The sequence below is a fragment of the Allomuricauda sp. NFXS6 genome, from assembly GCF_040148835.1.
Taxonomy (GTDB): Bacteria; Bacteroidota; Bacteroidia; order Flavobacteriales; family Flavobacteriaceae; genus Flagellimonas.
This window is the reverse complement of sequence record NZ_JAGEMG010000018.1, coordinates 21,736-41,100: the sequence shown is the minus strand read 5'-3', so window position 1 is coordinate 41,100 and position 19,365 is coordinate 21,736. Positions and strand designations below refer to the sequence as shown.

Sequence of the window (19,365 nt, the reverse complement as noted above, 5' to 3'; positions counted from 1 at the left end):
TCCACCTGGGATACTACTGCCAATTTAAAGCCTAAGTTGTAATCCTTTTGGGTCCGCTTAACTGTTTTGTTTGTTGATGATTCCATAAATAAGTCGAATTGTTGTCAACTTATTTCAGGACGGGTCACAGCAACAAAAAAAGCCGTGCACTTTGTGCACGGCTTTTCATATTATTATTGAACAAGTTCTTATTTACTAGCTGCATAATTTTCTGAAACTTTATCCCAGTTGATCACGTTAAAGAACGCTGAAATGTAATCCGGTCTCAAGTTTTGATAATGCAAATAATATGCATGTTCCCATACATCCAATCCCAAAATCGGGTAACCTCCACAACCTACACCGGGCATAATGGGGTTATCTTGGTTAGGAGTGGAACAAACTTCCACTTTTCCTCCTTTGTGCACGCACAACCAAGCCCATCCTGACCCAAATTGGGTGGCAGCGGCAGTAGAAAATTTTTCTTTGAAAGCATCATAAGAACCAAAAGCTTCATCAATGGCAGAAGCCAGTTCCCCTGAAGGTTTTCCTCCTCCATTTGGAGACATTACTTCCCAAAAAAGGCTGTGGTTAAAAAATCCGCCTCCATTGTTTCTAACGGCGGCATTGGACATATCGAGACCTGAAAGGATATCCACTATCCCCTTTCCTTCCAAATCTGTTCCTTCGATGGCACCGTTCAATTTAGTGGTGTAGCCATTGTGGTGCTTGGTATGGTGGATTTCCATGGTCCTTGCATCTATATGTGGTTCCAATGCATCGTATGCATACGGTAACTTCGGTAATTCAAAAGCCATAATTATCTTGTTTTTTTAGGTTATTACTTAATTCATGTAAAAATACGAGTTTTAACATTTATATTCCGCTAAAACCATGTTAACATCAGGTGAGGAATCCTTATTTTGCAGGAAAAACATCCTTGGAGGAGTCTAATTTTAAAATATATAGCGCTTCGGCAGGTTCGGGCAAGACCTATGCCCTTGCCAAAGCATACCTTATATTGTTGCTGTCCAACGATGCTGCGGTAAAATTTCGCCAGATTTTGGCCATTACATTTACCAACAAAGCGGTAGATGAAATGAAAACCAGGATATTGGACAACCTTTATGCTTTTGGTCAAGATGTTGTCCCCGAAAAACAGAAAGATCTTTTCCAATCACTTTGTGATGAACTTTCTTTGACCGAAGAAGAATTACGGAAACGATCAAAGCTTATCCTAAAGCGAATTCTCCACAATTACTCTTTTTTTGAGATTTCTACGATTGACAAGTTCAACCACAAAATCATAAAAACATTTGCCCGCGATTTGCACTTGTCCCAAAATTTTGAAGTGGAGCTTAATTTGGATTTACTGTTAGAGGAAGCCGTGGGAAGATTGTTGGAACGTGCCGGCAATGATGAAAAACTTACCGAAGTCCTAATTGCCTTTTCACTAGAGAAAATTGATGATGACAAAAGCTGGAACATCACTTATGATCTGGTAGAAATCGGGAAACTCCTTTTTCAGGAAAACCATGCCGAGCACATAAACCCTTTGCGAGAAAAATCCATTTCGGATTTTCAGGACATCCAAAAAAGGATAGCATCAGAAAGTAAGGCCATTGAAGAAAAGGTAAAACAACTGGCTCAAATTGTGCTTCAAGAAATAGAGAACCTAGGATTTGAATTGACTGATTTTTCTAGTGGAACACTTCCAAATCATTTTAAAAAGATATCCGAAGGTTTTTTTGACACTAAAAGACTGTATGCCAACAAGCTGGAGGAGAATCTAAGGGAGAACAAAAAAATCCTCTACGCCAAAGACAACAGGGACTCTTCTGTTTTAGCTTCTACAGTTTTAGTGCAATACTTACTCATAAAGAAGAATCTCCATCAACTAGCCTATCTCCAAAACATCTACGGCAACATAGTGCCGATGACGGTTTTGAACGAAATCGCCAAGGAAATCAAGAATATTGAGCTAGATCGAGACATTATTCCCATTTCTTCCCTGAACGCGATTCTCTCAAAAGAAATCAAGAATCAGCCTGTACCTTTTATTTATGAACGGATGGGTGAAAAATACCGACATTATTTTATAGATGAGTTCCAGGACACCTCAAAAATGCAATGGGAAAATCTAGTACCGCTCATTGGCAACGCCTTGGAGAGTGAGGACGAAAAACATGAACGCGGTTCTCTTTTTTTGGTGGGTGATGTAAAACAGGCCATTTATCGCTGGCGTGGCGGTAGAGCAGAGCAGTTCCTCAATCTAATCAATGGAAAATCACATCCATTTGTGCTGCAGCCCAGCATTCATTCACTCGATACCAACTGGAGGAGTTATGATGAAATCGTGAACTTCAACAATAGCTTTTTTACCGAAGTGGCATCTGTGCTCAGTAATGAAGATTATCGAAACCTCTTTTTGAACGACTCCCATCAAAAAACGAACAACAAACCAGGGGGCTACATCCAAATGTCATTTTTAGAAAGCGAGGTGGAAGAAAAGGACGCCGCCTATTGCAATGAAACACTAAAGGCGATTCAACACATCATTTCGGAAAACCATGCGCATGCCGATATCTGCATTTTGGTTCGCGACAATAAAAAGGGAATGCTTTTGGCTGATTTTTTGGCGCAACAAAACATTCCCATTATTTCTTCGGATGCATTGTTGTTGAGCAAAAACGAAAAGGTCATCTTTTTGGTTTCCATCCTCCGCATTTTTGAAAATGTAAAGGACAGAGAAGCGGCATACCATATATTAATGTATCTGGCAACCGATAAGGACGGTAAACACGACTTCATCAGTAAAAACCTGGAAAATATTGAAGTCTTCTTGGCCAGTACATATCACTTTAATATTGATGAATTAAAAGGCGAACCTGTGCTCACCATTTTGGAAACCGCCATTATACGGTTTGAGCTTTATGAAGGTTCCGTTGCGCACATTTCTTTTTTAATGGACGAAGTGCTCGATTTGGAAAAAAGGGAAGGGCCCAGCGTGTATGCCTTCCTTAATTATTGGGAAGTAAAAAAGGATTCGCTTTCTATTGCAGCTCCCGATGGTGTGGATGCCGTAAAAATTATGACCATCCACAAGGCAAAGGGCCTTGAATTCCCATTTGTGGTTTTTCCGTTTGCCAATGCGGTTCTGGACGATAAACGCAAGAAGAAGAAAGCTTGGGTACAGGCCACCACGGATGATGAAACTTTAGGCTTGGACGAATTCCTGATCAACAACAATAAGGACATGTTGGAGTACAATGAGGTGGCCCAACAAAAATATATAGCTGAGGAGCAAAAGACCCTGTTGGATTCCATGAACGTGCTTTACGTAGCACTGACCCGTCCCGTAAAAGGACTGTTTGTGATTACCGATACCAGCAAAAAGGATGTGGCTTCAGTTGAAGCTGCTTCATCCTACTCGGAACTGTTTTATTTGTACGTGCAGCAGAAAAACATTCCTGAAAATGAAAGCGGTGTTTATATCATAGGAAGCTTTCCATCAAAAGGAACAACGGCTTCTCCTTCGGAATCCGCCAAAAATTACATCTCCTACGTTACCCGCCCAAAAGAAGATGCCGGGTTTAGAATTTCCACCAAATCGGGTCGTTTATGGGATGATGAGCGAATAGAGGCCATTGCTATGGGAAACTTGATTCACTTTGCATTGAGCCAAATTGAAACGGTTGAAGATGTTGATTCTGTTCTCGAACGATTGGAAATCGAGGGGCATTTTCCCAAAGAGACAGCGAGCGACATCAAACAAAAAATAATGGCCGTAGTAAATCACCCAAAGTTAAAAGACATGTTCTCGGATAACTTTCACGTATTGAACGAGCAAGAAATTTTAACCACGGATGGACAATCCCTTCGACCCGATAGAATTATTATTGATGGAAACCAGGCTATCATAGTAGATTATAAGACAGGTAAGCCATCTCCCAAGCACAAAGAACAAATCGCAAACTATGCCGATATTTTAAAAGCAATGGATTTTAAAATCAAACAATCCATTATTGTTTATATAGACCAAGAAATAGATCCTATTTTTGTATAAAGCTAAGCTGTTGTGTATTTTGAACATTAAAGTTCAAGGCGTCAGTTCGAGTGATTTTGAGGAACGAAAAATCGTATCGAGAACCTTTTTTAGATACAATTCTTTTTCTCGATACAAATTTCACTCATGCTGTCGTGAAATCAACTCGAAATGACGAATTTTACAAAAATGCACAACAGGTAAAGTTAATTAAAGATATGTACGGAAAGATAAAAGAACATTTGACCAAAGAACTGGAAGCAATTGAAGAAGCTGGTCTTTTTAAGAAAGAGCGGATCATTACCTCTCCACAGGATGCAGTGATAAAAATCTCCACAGGGGAAGAAGTCATCAATTTTTGTGCGAACAATTATTTGGGGCTATCCTCCCATCCTGATGTGATCCAGGCCGCAAAGGACACGATGGACACCCACGGCTTTGGAATGTCTTCGGTTCGATTTATTTGCGGAACACAGGACATCCATAAAGAACTGGAACAGAAAATTGCCGATTTCTATGGCACAGAGGATACCATATTATATGCTGCCGCTTTTGATGCCAACGGCGGCGTGTTTGAACCATTGCTCACCGCAGAGGATGCTATTATTTCAGATTCCTTGAACCACGCCTCTATTATTGATGGGGTTCGTTTGTGCAAAGCAAAGCGGTATCGATACAATAATAATGATATGATCGACCTTGAGGAAAAACTCAAACAGAGTAACGCCGATGGGGCACGCTTTAAAATTATCGTAACCGATGGAGTGTTCTCCATGGACGGGCTTTTGGCTCCTTTGGATAAAATCTGTGATTTGGCGGATAAGTATGATGCATTGGTCATGATTGATGAATGCCACGCCACAGGTTTTATTGGAGAAACAGGTCGCGGAACCCTGGAAGAAAAAGGCGTTATGGACCGAATTGACATAATTACCGGAACCTTGGGCAAAGCTTTGGGTGGTGCCATGGGCGGTTACACCACGGGTAAAAAAGAAATCATTGAAATGCTTCGCCAACGTTCCAGACCTTATTTATTTTCCAATTCCTTGGCTCCCGCCATTGTTGGGGCATCCATTAAGGTGTTTGAAATGTTGGATACGGATACGTCCTTGCGCGATAAGCTCCAAAGCAACACGGAATACTTCAAAAAAGGCATGAAAGAAGCTGGCTTTGATATTATTGACGGTGATTCGGCCATTGTTCCAGTAATGCTCTACGATGCGAAGCTTTCACAAAATATGGCGGATATGCTTTTGGAGGAAGGAATTTACGTAATCGGTTTCTTTTATCCTGTCGTTCCAAAAGACAAAGCAAGAATTCGTGTACAACTGTCCGCAGCCCACGACAAGCAACACTTGGATCATGCAATTAATGCATTTATTAAGGTAGGAAAGTCGTTAAATGTCATCTAAATTCGACGAAATACAACAAATCTTCTGGCAAATGAGTCAAAAAAAAAGAAATTTAGATTTTGTTAATAATTCTTAACAACTTACATTTGCTGCTGATAAACACTTAAACTTAAAATTTTGAGCATGAAACATCTTAGCAAATTATTGGTTGTTGCTCTTGTATTTGTAGGGTTCAACAGCATACAAGCGCAGGACGAAAATAATCCCTGGCAGGTTAGCATAGGGGTGAATGCAATAGACGTCTATCCTACAAACGATGAGAATAATCCTTATTCCAGTACTACGTTGTTCGATGAGTACTTTAATGTATCCGACCACTGGAACATATTGCCTTCTGTATCATATATAGGAGTATCCAAATATATCGGTGATGGTTTCTCCGTTGGAGCAAGAGGTTCTTTGAACAGAATCGAAAAATTGGGAGATTTTGAAGTTGATGATCTTTCCCACTATGCTATAGATGGTACAATTAAATACAACATCCTAAGGAACACCGTTGTAGATCCTTTCGTGGAAATTGGTGGTGGTTACACTTGGGTTGATGAAATCGGTGCTGGTACTGTAAATGGTGGTATTGGTGTTAACTTTTGGTTCTCCGATAACCTAGGTTTTACACTTCAAACACAATACAAGCACGCTTTCGAAGATTACTTGGTTAAGCATTTCCAACATATGGCTGGTATCAGCATTAAGTTTGGTGGTACTGACACTGACGGTGACGGTATCTATGACAAAGACGATGCTTGTCCAGAAGTTGCAGGTCTAGAGGCATTCAACGGATGTCCTGATTCTGACGGCGATGGTATCGAAGATGCTAAGGACGCTTGTCCTAACGAAGCTGGTTCCAAAGAAATGAACGGATGTCCTGATTCTGACGGTGACGGTGTTGCCGATAAAGATGACGCTTGTCCAAGCACTCCAGGTCTTCCTGCATTAGCTGGTTGTCCTGACGCTGACGGTGATGGTATTGCCGATAAAGATGACGAGTGTCCTAACGAAGCTGGACCTGCTGAAAACGATGGATGCCCTTGGCCAGATTCTGACGGTGATGGAGTACTTGACAAAGACGATCAGTGTCCAGATGTTGCTGGTACTGTTGCCAACAACGGTTGTCCAGAAGTAACTGAAGAAGTTCAGAAACAATTGAACGACTACGCTAGAACTATCTTGTTCGATACTGGTAAGTCTTCTATCAAAGCAGAATCTACTTCTGTAATGGTGGATATCATCCAAATCTTGAACGAGTACCCAACTGCTAAGTTTACAGTAGAAGGTCATACTGATAGCGTAGGTAGCGAAAGCTTGAACCAAAAACTTTCTGAAGAAAGAGCTAACTCTGTTAGAGATTTCTTGATCGACAAAGGAATCGATGCTGATAGACTATCTGCCATCGGTTACGGTGAAGCTAAGCCAATTGCTACTAACAACACAAGAGCTGGTAGAACGCAAAACAGACGAGTTGAAATCAACTTGGTAAAATAATAAGAAGCAAAAGTTTTCTTGAAAAAGGCTCCGCAAATGCGGGGCCTTTTTTATTTTTAATCCATGCACGATACTTTCTTGGAATATGTACTGGATGACCTTCACCACAAACAGTTGGATTTCACCAACTGCACCTTTGTTATTCCCAGTAAAAGGTCTGGCACCTTCTTAAAAAAACATATGGCCAGTAGACTGGAAAAGAATATTTTCAGCCCCGAAGTATTATCCATTCAAGAATTTATTGGCCAACTATCCGACCTTAACCAAGCATCCAATATTGATTTGCTGCTCCTCCTTTTTAAGGTCTACAAAGAATCGCAAATAGAAAACTCCGATGATTTTACATCCTTCATCAATTGGGGGCAAACACTTTTACAGGATTTCAATGAAATTGATGGGTATCTAATCCCAGCCGAGAATATTTTGAATTACCTCTCTGCCATCAAGGAAATCAACCATTGGTCCGCGAGTAAAGAAAAAACGGAACTCGTTGAGAATTACTTACAACTTTGGAAGCATCTGGAAACCATCTACAAAAATTTTTACGCCGCGCTGCTCGAACAAAAAAGAGGGTACCAAGGCTTGATTCAACGGGAAGCGGTCAAAGCCATCCAAAGTGGTAATTATGAGGAGGCTCATGCAAAACCAATCATATTTGTGGGTTTCAATGCACTAAATGCAGCTGAGTCCACCATTATCCAACATTATTTGGAACAAGGCAATGCACACATCTATTGGGATATCGATTCGTACTTTTTAAACGACCCCATTCACGATGCGGGGTTATTTGTGCGAGATTATCAATACAACTGGCCCTATTATAAGCACAGGGGTCAAATAGAACCGCAGAACAACTTTCTGTCCAAAAAGAACATCACAATCACCGGAGTGCCCAAAAGCATCTCACAGACGAAATATGTGGGTCAGTTATTGGAACAAATAGGTCAGCAAGAAAATATTGACCTTACTAAAACCGCTTTGGTGCTTGCAGACGAAACTTTGCTCAACCCTATGCTCAATGCTATTCCCAAAAACATTCCAGAGGTAAACATTACGATGGGGATGCCGTTGAACAAAACCGTGCTGTATTCCTTTTTTGTAAACTATTTGGAGCTGCACCTCAATATATCCGATAGAGGTTGGTTCTTTAAACGGGTGTTGGAATTTATCACCAATCCCTATGCTTTGACCCTATCGTCCAAAGATCAGGGCAATTTTGCCCAACGAATGTCCCAAGATATCAAGGAAGGAAACCTGTTATACCTTAACACCGATACACTCTCCAAATATCCGAAAGCAAAAGATTTGTTGTCCATCATATTTCCTTCCGGGGATATCTCCCCTATGGATTGGATCAACAATTGTTTACTGCTTATTGAACGATTAAAAACTATTTATCAAGACAAGAAAAACGCCTTGGAACTGGAATATCTGTATCGGTTTTATGCTCTTTTCAATCAATTAAAACAGTATTTGGACAAGGTGGATTTTATGGGAGAACTCAAGTCCATAAAAAAACTCTTCAAGCAATTGGCCAATATGGAAACCCTGGATTTTATTGGTCAACCGTTGACGGGTTTTCAAATTATGGGAATGTTAGAAAGTAGAAACCTTGATTTTGAAACGGTCATCATCACTTCGGTGAATGAGGGTATTCTTCCTTCGGGTAAATCGAACAATTCTTTTATTCCTTTTGATGTAAAACGAGATTATGGCCTGCCTACCTACAAAGAAAAAGATGCCATCTACGTGTATCACTTTTATCGGTTGATTCAACGGGCCAAAAACATTTACATCACCTACAACACCGAACCCGATGTGTTGGAAGGTGGAGAAAAGAGCCGTCTCATCACGCAATTGCTGACCGATGAAAATCTAAAATCACACATTACCCACAACATTGCAACTCCAAAAATCAGTATTCAAGCAAAGCCTCTCATCCAAATCAACAAACAAGGGGAGTTTATGGAAGACCTCAAGGCTTTTGCGTTACAAGGTTTTTCACCAACCTCATTTACCAATTATATTAGGAACCCGATTGATTTTTACACGAGAAACATTCTTAAAATAAATGATTTGGAAGAGGTGGAAGAAAATATTGCCGCCAATACTTTCGGAACCATTATTCACGATAGTTTGGAGCAACTCTATACGCCGCTCATTAATCAGCTGTTGACGGAAGAAAATGTGAAGGCCCTAAAAACACAGGTTGCGGGCGTGGTACAGCATCATTTTGAAAAGAACCTTTCTGGGGTGGATGTTTCCAAAGGAAAGTTCCTGTTGGTGTACAAAGTCATCATAAAATACCTGCACAACTTTTTGGATAATGAACTCAAACAGCTCAAACGACACCAAATCAAAATATTGGCGCTCGAGGAACGCTACGAAGAATTCATCACCATTCCTGGGCTTGATTTTCCCATAAAACTAAAGGGAACTTTGGACCGGGTGGACGAATTTGACGGAACCATTAGGATAATAGACTACAAAACGGGCAAGGTAGAGCCTAAAAACGTAAAAATAACGGATTGGGAGACCTTGATTACGGATTACGACAAGAGCAAGGCGTTCCAATTGCTTTGTTACGCCTATCTCTATTCCAAAAAACACGGTATAAAAGACGTACAGGCGGGAATCATCTCCTTTAAAAAATTGAGTCAAGGATTGTTCCGCTTTTCAGAGGACAAGAACACCCAAATTAATGCAGATACCCTCGCAACTTTTGAAAATTACCTGTACCAACTTATCCGCGAAATCTGTAATACCGAAATTCCTCTTACCGAAAAAGTGGATTAGTTATTTTAAATCGGGACGTGTGGGGCGCACTTCAATTTTACTTGGTAAGGTTCGCGGGTGCATCGTTAGCAAATCGATGACCAATTTACCTATGTCTTCTGGCTGAATTTTCCATGCATCTTTATCCGATGGTTCGTTGTCGTTAAAGTGACTGGCCACGGAACCGGGCATAATGGTAGTTACCTTGATGTTGTACTGTCTTAAATCCAACATCGCTGCCTGCGTAAAACCGACCACGCCAAACTTGGTGGCGTTATACCCCGCCGCTGTTGGGAAAAAGTTGGTGCCCGCCAAACTGGCCAAGGTCATATAATAGCCCTCCGATTTTTTCAAAGCCTCCACCGAAGCTTTTAGCGTATGGTACACTCCGTTTAGATTGGTGTTTATCATCTGGTGCCATTTCTCGTCTTCCAATTCATCAATCGGCGCAAAATGTCCGACCCCTGCGTTGGCCATCACTACATCCAATTGTCCCCATTTATCGAGAATGGCAGCTACCGCCTTTATCTCATCTTCCAATTTGGCCACATCGGATACCAATCCCAATACCTTGTCTGGATTGTTCAAGCCTTTTACCGCGGCATCGGCACTTTCCTGGCTTCTTCCGCTTACGGCGACCTTCATCCCTTGCTCCAGCAGGCTTTCAGCTATGCCATATCCTATGCCTTTTGTTCCTCCTGTGATGTATACTACTTTTCCTTCTAATTTCATATTGATTTGTTTTGAAGTAAAGTTCAAAAAAGCACAAGCCAAATACAAAAAATCCATCCTAAAGGATGGTTAATGTTTAAAGCGGGAACTACAATTCGCTGATTAAAATAAACTTATTGCAAAAATTTGATCACTCCAAGACAATCCGACATTCATTCCCGATATTCGTAAAAAATCAAAACCCTGAAAACTTGATGATTTTCAGGGTTTTATCGTTTTTATTGAACTAGGCTTTTCTATAATTTCATAGTCACTCCTATTCCAGGGGATAGGCCAGCGACATTTCCACCTGCCAATTCTACATATAATCCCCATTGGTCGTTCCAGAACCAACGGCCACCCACTTGCAAGCCAAAATCAACGTCACTATCATCCGTACCATCACCCATATAAACGGCGTACCCTGCATTTGCACCACCATATACGTCCCATGCGGGGTCGGTTAGTCCAAATAAGTTATCAAAATAATAGTTGGCTTTTACTCCCACATTTAACCAATCAAAATCCAAACTGGTTCCTGCTCCCGGAGCAATTGTAATATTTTTGTGAACTGGGATTTCATAATTAATACCAACCAATCCGAAGTTCAATTCGTTTCTGGCCTGCCCAAAAACGCTGGCTGCGCAAAATACTAGTGTGCAAGCAAATAATAAGGCTGTTTTTTTCATAATTAATAGTTTTTAGTATACATTAAATTTAATGAATTTTTTTCATTACAATCTTCAGGCTCCATTGCCCTTTAAAGCACTATAATTCATTGTCTTATAAACAATTATGGCTAGTGACATTGGAGACACTTGCTTTCTATTTTCAGCTTGGCGTTATACCATTGGCTATCCAAAAAGTATTAACTTGTAGGCTCCAGCTTGGAGTTTATCAATCGAACCTGTGTGATTCATCCGACCGAAACCCATATCGTTCCTATTATTTCCACACCACAGCGGTTACAGGAATACGGCGTGGGTATTTTTGAAGTGGCCCCCACAAAATCAGCCCTAAAAAAAGCCATAAAAAAGAATTATGTTCGAGTAAATGGAACCATTGCCACCACAGCAACCATGATTGCTGGAGGAGAACATATAAGTTTTTACATTCCAAAGGACGCAAAGACAAAAAAGCGGCTTCATTTGCCACTTAAAGTATTGTTTGAGGATGATTACATTGCTGCCATTCACAAACCTGCAGGTATAGAAGTCAGTGGTAATCGATTTAAAACCATTGCCAATGCCCTGCCTCAAAACCTAAAACCGAGTTCGTTGTCGGATGCTACCAGACCTCAACCTGTGCACCGATTGGATTATGCGACTACGGGAATTGTTCTGGTAGGCAAAACGAGCGGCAGTATCCGAGTTTTGAATAAAATGTTCGAGGACAAAACCATTGTAAAAACCTACTACGCCGTTACCATTGGTGAAATGGAAAACCATGGAACCATAACATCCGAAATAGATGGGAAACCGTCAGAATCAGATTATCAAATAATGGAGTCCGTTGCTTCGGAACGGTTCGGCACCCTTAATTTGGTAGAGTTACACCCCAAAACAGGCAGAAGACACCAATTACGCAAGCATTTGTTCGGTTTGGGTCATCCCATACTCGGGGACAAAGAATATTCCAAGGAAGAATTAATCTTAAAAGGCAAGGGCTTGTACTTACACGCCCATTCGCTGGAATTTGAGCATCCATTTACGAACAAAATCATCCAAATAACCGACGAACTACCTGAGAAGTTTAGGAAGATATTTCATGATAAACTAATATAAGGTTTGATGCTACCATCGAACAGAATCGTAACAAAACTTGGCCCTGCTCGTCATACATTACAATCAATCAAAAAATAAAATGACAAAATCAACAACACAAAAGAAAGAAGCGTGGAGCACCATAGGTATCTTCTTACTACTTCTAATTGTATTTAGTTCCATTGCATATTATGTAATTCTAAAATTAAACCCCACGAGTATCTATGTAGGTTTATTGATGATTTCTCCCGCTTTGGCAGCCTTTCTTACCCTAAAAATCAAGAAACGGCCTATTTCCAGTTTACCTTGGAGTCTTAAGAATCTGAAATATGTAAAATTCTCATACCTAATCCCCCTACTTTATGTTTCCATTGCCTACGTTTTGCTCTGGCTTTTTGGCTTTGCAAACTTTATGAACCCAGAAACCATTACGGAATGGAGCAACGAACTGGGCATTGCAGAATCTAATCAACCCCTCGTAATAGCAGTGATGGTAATTTTACTGTTGACAGTTGGAGTAGTTAAAAACTTAGGCTCTACCTTGGGAGAGGAAATAGGTTGGCGCGGCTTTCTCATATTCGAATTGAGAAAAGTAATGTCTTTTAAAGCCCTAGCTATGGTGAGTGGAGTTATTTGGGCTGTTTGGCATTACCCAGTCATCAATCTGATTTACGGAAGGGGAGAAAACCTTTTAATGCACACAAGTGCTTTCACTATAATGATCATAGGCATATCTGTGATTTTGGCCTATTTCACATTTAAATCCAAAAGCCTATGGCCAGCTGCCATTTATCATTCAGTTCACAATATTTATATTCAGAAATTATGTACCCCATTGACCATTTCTAATGAAAACACTGCATTTTGGATAGATGAATACGGATTCATGATTCCCATTGTTACAACTGTTTTTGCAATATACTTTTGGATAAAAGCTGGAAAAGAAAAGTTATAGCACAAAAAAAGCACCTCGTTTATGAGGTGCTTTCACAATATTTGGTGAAGAATACCGGATTAACACGTTGTTGCGTTATATCCAGTTCTGCAAATGCAATCTCTTGTGGACTTGCAACATAAAAATGGACAATCAGATAAGAGTCTTGCAGCTGCTTTTTTTGTTATCCATTTCGTTTTCAAATTCCTCTACTGTTTTATAGTCCAATGAAGAGTGTATTCTCCTTTTATTGTAGCAGGTCTCTGTCCACTGGAATATCGATAGTTCCGCTTCGGATCTGAAGCCATATTTTGATGGTACACCCATTCGAACTTAAAGCTCTTGAAGAAAGATTCTGCTACGGCATTGTCCCAGCAATTCCCTTTTCTACTCATTGATTGAACCACTATACCATTATGTTCTTTAAGGATATCGGCAAACTCGTAACTGGCGTATTGTAAGCCCCTATCAGAATGGAAAATAAGCCTGTCCGTGATATTATTCGACCTTACTGCCATCTTCCAAGCGGGAATTATGGTTTCTGTAGTCCCCAAGGTCTTGCCCATCGACCATCCAACGACATTTCGATGGATCAGGTCCATGATCACTGTCAGGTACATCCATCCATCACCGGTCCTTATATAGGTCATGTCGGATACCCATTCCTGGTTTTTCCTATGCACCGTTAAGTCACGGTCCAGTTATCAACAATTAAGACTAGGGGAATTCGAAAAATAGGTGCTTTAAAAAAGCATGTTTTAATCTTTGGATTGTCTTAATGAAGTCTGCTACTACTTGATAGAAAGTTTAGCGCTTTTTTGAATAATACTGTCTTGAAAATCGTTCGTTTTACGAAACAATCGAAAATGCAGTTATCAATAATGTTTAAAGAGAATTACTCAATACACCTGTCAGCACGTTCCTTGAATTCAGCCTGAAAGTCATTTTTCCATTTTGAGATAGTCGATGCTCCAGGGCCATCGACCCAATGGTTTGTTCCTTCTATACGTTTATATTGTCCGCCCCAACTGGGTTGGGTTGGGTCCTCTGGATTGTTGATTCCCCGATTGGCACTGATCAAATGCATAAAAGTGGGCGAGTCCCCCTCGATAACTCCAGGGCCCGCCATTGCTTTTGGCGGGTAGATGGCACAAAGCGGTCCGTGGTTATTAATAATGTTCTTTTCGGCCCATTCTTTACTATCACTTCGAAAAATACCATGGTATGTCTTTCTGGATTCGATAATGAACAGGTCCGGGAATTCGTTCATAAGCCATTCATGCGATGCATCCTGACATGCTATCAAGTAGATTCTTAGCTTGCCAATAAACGCTTCCAATTCTTCTTCACTTCGTGTATTCTTAACGTCCCAAATGGCCTGTGCAACTTCTCTGGGGCCGCCCCAGACACTGATCCATAGAGGTCGAGGGTCGGGTTTGTCCACGGCAGCGATAATGGCATCCGAAGCCTCACTACTTTTACCTTCCCCTATAATTTCTTCAACGGGTTGTTTGCCACAGCCCCATTCAATATTGATACCATTGTTATTGCCCTTTCCCTCATAGGTAACGGCACGCAATGCATCGGCCGTTGGGTATTTGGCATCGTACTTTCTTAAATTTTCATCTACTTTATCATATTCATCAAGTACGGCCAACATATTTTTCTTTTCCGCTACCATATCGAATGTGCCCGCGGAGACAATCAATCCCTCAACATCGAGTTCATTGGAATAAAGCAAGAAACGAACAATCGACTGCACATCATCAGGGTCGCTATTGGTCACCGGAAAGGGCGGAAAATCGGATGTAATGATAATTCGATAGCGCTCATCCGGGGTAATTTCATTGGAGGCCGGTTCTTGGGCCGCCAACGGTGTGCATGCCAAATGAATAAAAAGTACTAAAACCGTTAATTTTAAATACATTTTCATTTCAACAGTATTATGGATTGACATTTATGATCATTCGGCGATAGGCATACAAATTAGGAGAACCATTATCATATATTTCGAGGATTATATGGATATTCTTGCCCTTGGAATTTTCAGGAATCTCAATTGAAGCTTTGATAGATCTGTCGTTCAAAATGGAAACCGAACCATCATAAGAACTGGGTTCATCATAAAAAGACCATTTATAGGAAATCGTATTGCCATCGGGGTCCGTAGAGCCCTCAGCATTTAATTCAACTTTGTCGCCAACGGATGCGTTCATTTGCAAAACACTTCTGGTTTTATTCCCGTTCAGCACAGCAACCGGGTGGTGGTTAGCATCCTTATAATTACTGATGATACTCCAATCCATACGTGCGGCAAAGTCGTTATCGTAGCCTTTGTTCCAACGTTTTATGGCTTCTGCGCCTTCTTCCGTATTGCCATACATATAATAGGGGTCATATTTTGTTTCCCCATCCTTCTCGATTTTTGCCACCTCGGACATGCTTCTGATACCGGCTTTTTTTATAAGGTCAAATCGACCGCCCCAACCGCCCTGGTCGATTTGTTCGGGATTATTAAGTCCGTTTGGATATATGTGCATAAAAGCGGGACTATCTCCCTCTGTGGCCCATTGGGTATCTGGATAAACAGCGCCGAGTGGACCATGACTTTGAATGTCATTACGCTGATAATCACCGTTTTTTGGCGGTTGCCAACCGTACACTCCGGTAGCACGGATATAGAAAACATCGGGAAAGTTCTTCGCGATCCAAGCCCCGGAATCGTCTTGCCCAAGAATATCGAAGAGGCGAAGCTTGCTCAAGAATTTTTTTAATCCTTCTTCAGATCGGGTTTCACGTACTTTCCAGATCGCTTGAGCTATAGTGTTCATACCTCCCCATCCCATGATCCAAAGAGGTCTTGGGTCGTCCCTGTCTGCAGAGGCAATAATTAATTCCGAACCAGAACTGTCTTTTCCCGTTCCCACGTCATCCATACCATAACCTGTTTGCCCCATAACAGAAATTGATTTTAGGTATTTTGGAGTGGGGTACCCATCTGCATGAACATTTAGATTGGGATATGCCGCTGCGTAGGCCTCCACAAGCGTATCCAACATTTTAGTATTGCTTTGCGTTTTTCTCCAGCAACCTGTGGCAACGATCAATCCTTCAATATCAAACTCGTTGGAACTTACCAATTGACGCACCATAGATTGTTTATCATCTGGATCGGCACCTAAATCGGTAGTGTTAATGACCCTTGGTTTGTAGGATATGTTTTTAAGCTCCTGTTTTTTTACGGCCTGGTTAGAATTGCATGAGGTCAATAGGAATAGAAAGATTATAGGAATCCATATGTTTTTCATTGTTCCGTTGTATTTGAGCTTTCGCGGACAATTAATTTATTTCGATAGTATTAATTGTTCTATTGGAGTTGAATTATTGTGTAAATTTATTCTCGTATTTCTACATAAAATAATACGATTTGGAAAATAACATACTGTATTCCGAGAAATTAAAAAAATTTGATAAACAGCGTGATGCATTTAGGCCCTACGGATTGACTTGTGAGCTTTGGAAGCCAAGTTTGATGCAAAAACCAGATCGGCACAATGAAATTGAAATCAACTATTTTACTGAAGGTAGTTTGACCTACTTATTTCGAGGCTCCAAAACAACCATTCCAAAGCATAGTTTGGCATTGTTCTGGGGGCTCGTTCCCCATCAAATTGTAAGTTATGATGAATCTGCTCCCTATTATGTCTGTACGATTCCTTTGACCCAGTTTTTGGAATGGAAACTTCCTGGATCTTACGTTGACCGGGTGTTAAAGGGAGAAGTGCTCATCGAAAATTCAGGAGAACAATCAATTTATGATGAATTTCTTTTAAAAAACTGGATCAAGGACCTGTCTTCAAAAAATGGAAGAGAAACAGTATTGCTCGAAATGCATGCGCGATTGATACGAATGGCAGATAAGGTTCTGCCAAGAAAGGTAAATGAAGGTACACAAATCCATTCAAGCGAAATAAGTTATGTAGAACGAATCGCCATGTACATAGCCCAAAATTATTTCCGACCGATCAAAGCCGCAGATATTGGCGAAGAGGTGGGACTGCATCCGGACTATGCCAACGTGGTTTTCAAAAAGGCTTTTGGGATGACACTTAATGAATATATCGTTCAGGAAAGAATTACCCAAGCCCAGCGGAAATTGGTTTCGACCGACAAAAGCATTACCGATATTTCCTTTGAATGTGGATTCAACTCTATGAGTCGTTTCAATTTAGCGTTCAAACGAATCAACAATTGCACTCCACGCGAATTTAGAAAAACGTTCGTTTAGTCTTATTCAATCAATAATTGCCTGTCTTTTTTAAAGATTATATTGTCATTGTACACTAGCCTCTTTGCGATGGTTTTAGTTGAATAGAATCTGGATGTTCGATTTCTGCATCTCAATATGGTCATAATTCAAAATAGGAACTTGATTACCCAACGTTTCTTAAAATGTAAATTACAGTTATGATTTTCATCTAATGTTGTAGTTTTTTAAAAACATTTTGATAAAACTATTATCAGGCGTGTCCTATTCAAGGTCTTTTTTATTATTCTCGATAATCAACCTTTTAGAGGACTTGGATTCAGCAAATACTAAATATTGTATTGTTTAAGGGATATGATTTTTACAAAAAAGCACTCAGAAACCAGTGAAGAACAATCAAAGTAAGCCAAAATGTAACAAATAATACCAAGCTATATTTAAAATGAATTTGCGTGCAAATAAAAAAAGCTTCAAAAGTCAAAAACTCTTGAAGCCCTGTATTTACTGGTGGAGAATACCGGATTCGAACCGGTGACCTCTTGCCTGCCAGGCAAGCGCTCTAGCCAACTGAGCTAATCCCCCAAAAGAGAGCGCAAAGGAACTACTTTTTTCCGAAAGTATCAAAAATTGCGCCATTTCCTTAATCTTTTTTAACGCTGAGCACCAGCACAGGTATCTTAACAAAGAATTCCGATTTTGGTATGGTGTTCTTTTCCCACAGTTTTTTAAAGAACCCTCGTTTTCTTCTAAACACGCACAACATATCCGGGTGCTCCTTCTGAAAGTATTCCGTTACCCCCAAGTAGGTAGTTCCGTTTTCGGTAATGGACAAATGTGAACTTAAATCCATTAAAGCAGTGTTTACCTTCAAATCATCTTCCGTATACCCTGGTCTTTTCACCAATAACAAACTGACCTCCGATCTAAACTTGTTTTTAATCATGATCAATGGAGTCAAAATACTGCTTCTTTTTAAAATCCCGGACCCAAAAGCCGTCAATATCTTTTTCGCAGGTTTAAATGTTGTTCCTTTAGGAACGATCAAGGTCGGGATTTCCGTCTGTTTAATGATCCTACCCGAAGTATTCCCCAAATAAAGTTCCTCTTGAATATCGTTACTTTTTGGTGCAATGATGATCAAGTCGATACCAAGCTCCTTGTTGATGCTTTTCAGGCCATCAATAATATCGCCATTGTAAGTGGCCATTTTTATATCCACTCCTTTGGTGTCAACTTTATCGATGACCGCCTTTAAATGTTCCTTGCTGCTCTTGGTAACCTTTTCTTCTACATTGGCCAAGCTTCCAACGGCGGTAGGTACATTAAATACATCCATCACAAAGACCTTCGCGCCAAAATTTGAGGCAAAGTCTACAGCGTATTGTAATGTTTGAGAAGAATCTGGAGAAGTTCCAATAGGTACAAGTATGTTGTTCATGGTTTGGTGATTACGATTAAACCTTAAATTTACAATTTAATTGAAACGAATCAATGATAAGACAAGCAAAGATATCCGAAATCCCCGATATCTTGACCATAACCCAGGCCTGTGCCCAAAAAATGCAGGAAAATGGTATTTTACAGTGGAACGAGCACTATCCTTCCAAAGAAGCGTTTATCCAAGACATAAAGCGCAATGAACTTTTTGTGATTGAAAAAAACAGCACAGTTCAGGGTACCATCGTCATATCAACCCTAATGGATGAGGAATACATACCCATGAAATGGTTGACTCCGAACGGCAATAGTACTTACATCCACCGTCTTTCCGTACATCCGGAACTTCAAGGCCAAGGGCTGGCCCAAAAAATGATGGATTTTGCCGAAGCATTTTCCAGAGAAAACGGTTTTGTCTCAGTTCGCTTGGACACCTTTTCGCAGAACAAAAGAAACCAACGTTTTTACGAACAAAGAGGTTACCAAAAACTCGGGGATATTTTCTTCCCCAAACAAAGCGACCATCCTTTTCATTGTTATGAATTAGTGCTGTAACTTGC

General features: G+C 40.4%; 15 protein-coding genes and 1 tRNA gene. 8 read left to right on the top strand and 8 right to left on the bottom strand.

Features of this window, described 5'->3' with window-relative positions; genetic code table 11:
- Window positions 1–188 precede the first annotated feature (188 nt).
- A complete protein-coding gene (locus J4E06_RS18215) occupies window positions 189–797 on the bottom strand; it encodes a superoxide dismutase (protein WP_349525419.1) in 609 nt (202 codons plus the stop codon).
- Between the two features lie 89 nt (window positions 798–886).
- Here J4E06_RS18215 and J4E06_RS18210 point away from each other — a divergent pair, with 89 nt between their 5' ends.
- The 4 genes from J4E06_RS18210 to J4E06_RS18195 all read left to right on the top strand — a co-directional run bounded on the left by J4E06_RS18210 (window position 887) and on the right by J4E06_RS18195 (window position 9,714).
- Window positions 887–4,045, top strand: a complete 3,159-nt coding sequence (locus J4E06_RS18210) for a UvrD-helicase domain-containing protein (RefSeq protein WP_349525418.1) — start codon at window positions 887–889, stop codon at window positions 4,043–4,045.
- Window positions 4,046–4,242: 197 nt separating this feature from the next.
- Window positions 4,243–5,436: a glycine C-acetyltransferase gene (gene kbl / locus J4E06_RS18205; protein ID WP_349525417.1), complete on the top strand. Its 1,194-nt coding sequence runs from the start codon at window positions 4,243–4,245 to the stop codon at window positions 5,434–5,436.
- Between the two features lie 123 nt (window positions 5,437–5,559).
- Entirely contained in the window at window positions 5,560–6,918 is a 1,359-nt protein-coding gene (locus J4E06_RS18200; protein WP_349525415.1) for an OmpA family protein, read from the top strand.
- Between the two features lie 63 nt (window positions 6,919–6,981).
- The gene (locus tag J4E06_RS18195; protein WP_349525414.1) at window positions 6,982–9,714 is read left to right on the top strand and encodes a PD-(D/E)XK nuclease family protein; all 2,733 of its coding nucleotides are present in this window, start codon (window positions 6,982–6,984) and stop codon (window positions 9,712–9,714) included.
- Here J4E06_RS18195 and J4E06_RS18190 read toward each other — a convergent pair whose 3' ends face one another.
- Both J4E06_RS18190 and J4E06_RS18185 read right to left on the bottom strand, forming a co-directional pair.
- Complete coding sequence (locus J4E06_RS18190; RefSeq protein ID WP_349525413.1) at window positions 9,715–10,425, bottom strand: SDR family oxidoreductase; 711 nt, start codon at window positions 10,423–10,425, stop codon at window positions 9,715–9,717. It abuts the gene before it with no gap.
- A 236-nt stretch (window positions 10,426–10,661) separates the two neighbouring features.
- Window positions 10,662–11,093 (bottom strand): hypothetical protein, encoded by a 432-nt coding sequence (locus J4E06_RS18185; protein WP_349525412.1) that lies wholly within the window; start codon window positions 11,091–11,093, stop codon window positions 10,662–10,664.
- A gap of 225 nt (window positions 11,094–11,318) precedes the next feature.
- Here J4E06_RS18185 and J4E06_RS18180 point away from each other — a divergent pair, with 225 nt between their 5' ends.
- Together J4E06_RS18180 and J4E06_RS18175 are read left to right on the top strand one after the other, a co-directional pair.
- A complete protein-coding gene (locus J4E06_RS18180; protein WP_349525421.1) occupies window positions 11,319–12,188 on the top strand; it encodes an RluA family pseudouridine synthase in 870 nt (289 codons plus the stop codon).
- 79 nt (window positions 12,189–12,267) lie between these two features.
- Window positions 12,268–13,122, top strand: a complete 855-nt coding sequence (locus tag J4E06_RS18175; protein ID WP_349525411.1) for a CPBP family intramembrane glutamic endopeptidase — start codon at window positions 12,268–12,270, stop codon at window positions 13,120–13,122.
- A gap of 188 nt (window positions 13,123–13,310) precedes the next feature.
- Here J4E06_RS18175 and J4E06_RS18170 read toward each other — a convergent pair whose 3' ends face one another.
- From J4E06_RS18170 to J4E06_RS18160, 3 genes are all read right to left on the bottom strand, one after another.
- Window positions 13,311–13,802, bottom strand: coding sequence for a DDE-type integrase/transposase/recombinase (locus tag J4E06_RS18170; RefSeq protein ID WP_349525420.1), 492 nt, complete (start codon window positions 13,800–13,802; stop codon window positions 13,311–13,313).
- 194 nt (window positions 13,803–13,996) lie between these two features.
- A complete protein-coding gene (locus tag J4E06_RS18165; RefSeq protein WP_349525410.1) occupies window positions 13,997–15,034 on the bottom strand; it encodes a DUF1593 domain-containing protein in 1,038 nt (345 codons plus the stop codon).
- 10 nt (window positions 15,035–15,044) lie between these two features.
- On the bottom strand, window positions 15,045–16,409 hold the full coding sequence (locus tag J4E06_RS18160) for a nucleoside hydrolase-like domain-containing protein (protein ID WP_349525409.1): 1,365 nt from the start codon (window positions 16,407–16,409) through the stop codon (window positions 15,045–15,047).
- A gap of 119 nt (window positions 16,410–16,528) precedes the next feature.
- Between J4E06_RS18160 and J4E06_RS18155 the strand changes: the two genes are divergently transcribed.
- Window positions 16,529–17,389, top strand: coding sequence for a helix-turn-helix domain-containing protein (locus tag J4E06_RS18155; RefSeq protein ID WP_349525408.1), 861 nt, complete (start codon window positions 16,529–16,531; stop codon window positions 17,387–17,389).
- Window positions 17,390–17,873: 484 nt separating this feature from the next.
- Here the strand turns inward: J4E06_RS18155 and J4E06_RS18150 are convergent.
- Window positions 17,874–17,950: transfer RNA gene (locus J4E06_RS18150), tRNA-Ala, on the bottom strand.
- A 58-nt stretch (window positions 17,951–18,008) separates the two neighbouring features.
- Window positions 18,009–18,806, bottom strand: a complete 798-nt coding sequence (locus J4E06_RS18145; RefSeq protein ID WP_349525407.1) for a universal stress protein — start codon at window positions 18,804–18,806, stop codon at window positions 18,009–18,011.
- A 53-nt stretch (window positions 18,807–18,859) separates the two neighbouring features.
- Between J4E06_RS18145 and J4E06_RS18140 the strand changes: the two genes are divergently transcribed.
- On the top strand, window positions 18,860–19,360 hold the full coding sequence (locus tag J4E06_RS18140; protein ID WP_349525406.1) for a GNAT family N-acetyltransferase: 501 nt from the start codon (window positions 18,860–18,862) through the stop codon (window positions 19,358–19,360).
- Window positions 19,361–19,365 lie beyond the last annotated feature (5 nt).

Bases quoted from the DNA above. Each gene is read 5' to 3' on its own strand.
- J4E06_RS18215 (WP_349525419.1), bottom strand. From the start codon at position 797: ATGGCTTTTGAATTACCGAAGTTACCGTATGCATACGATGCATTGGAA.
- kbl (WP_349525417.1), top strand. From the start codon at position 4,243: ATGTACGGAAAGATAAAAGAACATTTGACCAAAGAACTGGAAGCAATT.
- J4E06_RS18200 (WP_349525415.1), top strand. From the start codon at position 5,560: ATGAAACATCTTAGCAAATTATTGGTTGTTGCTCTTGTATTTGTAGGG.
- J4E06_RS18195 (WP_349525414.1), top strand. From the start codon at position 6,982: ATGCACGATACTTTCTTGGAATATGTACTGGATGACCTTCACCACAAA.
- J4E06_RS18190 (WP_349525413.1), bottom strand. From the start codon at position 10,425: ATGAAATTAGAAGGAAAAGTAGTATACATCACAGGAGGAACAAAAGGC.
- J4E06_RS18185 (WP_349525412.1), bottom strand. From the start codon at position 11,093: ATGAAAAAAACAGCCTTATTATTTGCTTGCACACTAGTATTTTGCGCA.
- J4E06_RS18175 (WP_349525411.1), top strand. From the start codon at position 12,268: ATGACAAAATCAACAACACAAAAGAAAGAAGCGTGGAGCACCATAGGT.
- J4E06_RS18165 (WP_349525410.1), bottom strand. From the start codon at position 15,034: ATGAAAATGTATTTAAAATTAACGGTTTTAGTACTTTTTATTCATTTG.
- J4E06_RS18160 (WP_349525409.1), bottom strand. From the start codon at position 16,409: ATGAAAAACATATGGATTCCTATAATCTTTCTATTCCTATTGACCTCA.
- J4E06_RS18145 (WP_349525407.1), bottom strand. From the start codon at position 18,806: ATGAACAACATACTTGTACCTATTGGAACTTCTCCAGATTCTTCTCAA.
- J4E06_RS18140 (WP_349525406.1), top strand. From the start codon at position 18,860: ATGATAAGACAAGCAAAGATATCCGAAATCCCCGATATCTTGACCATA.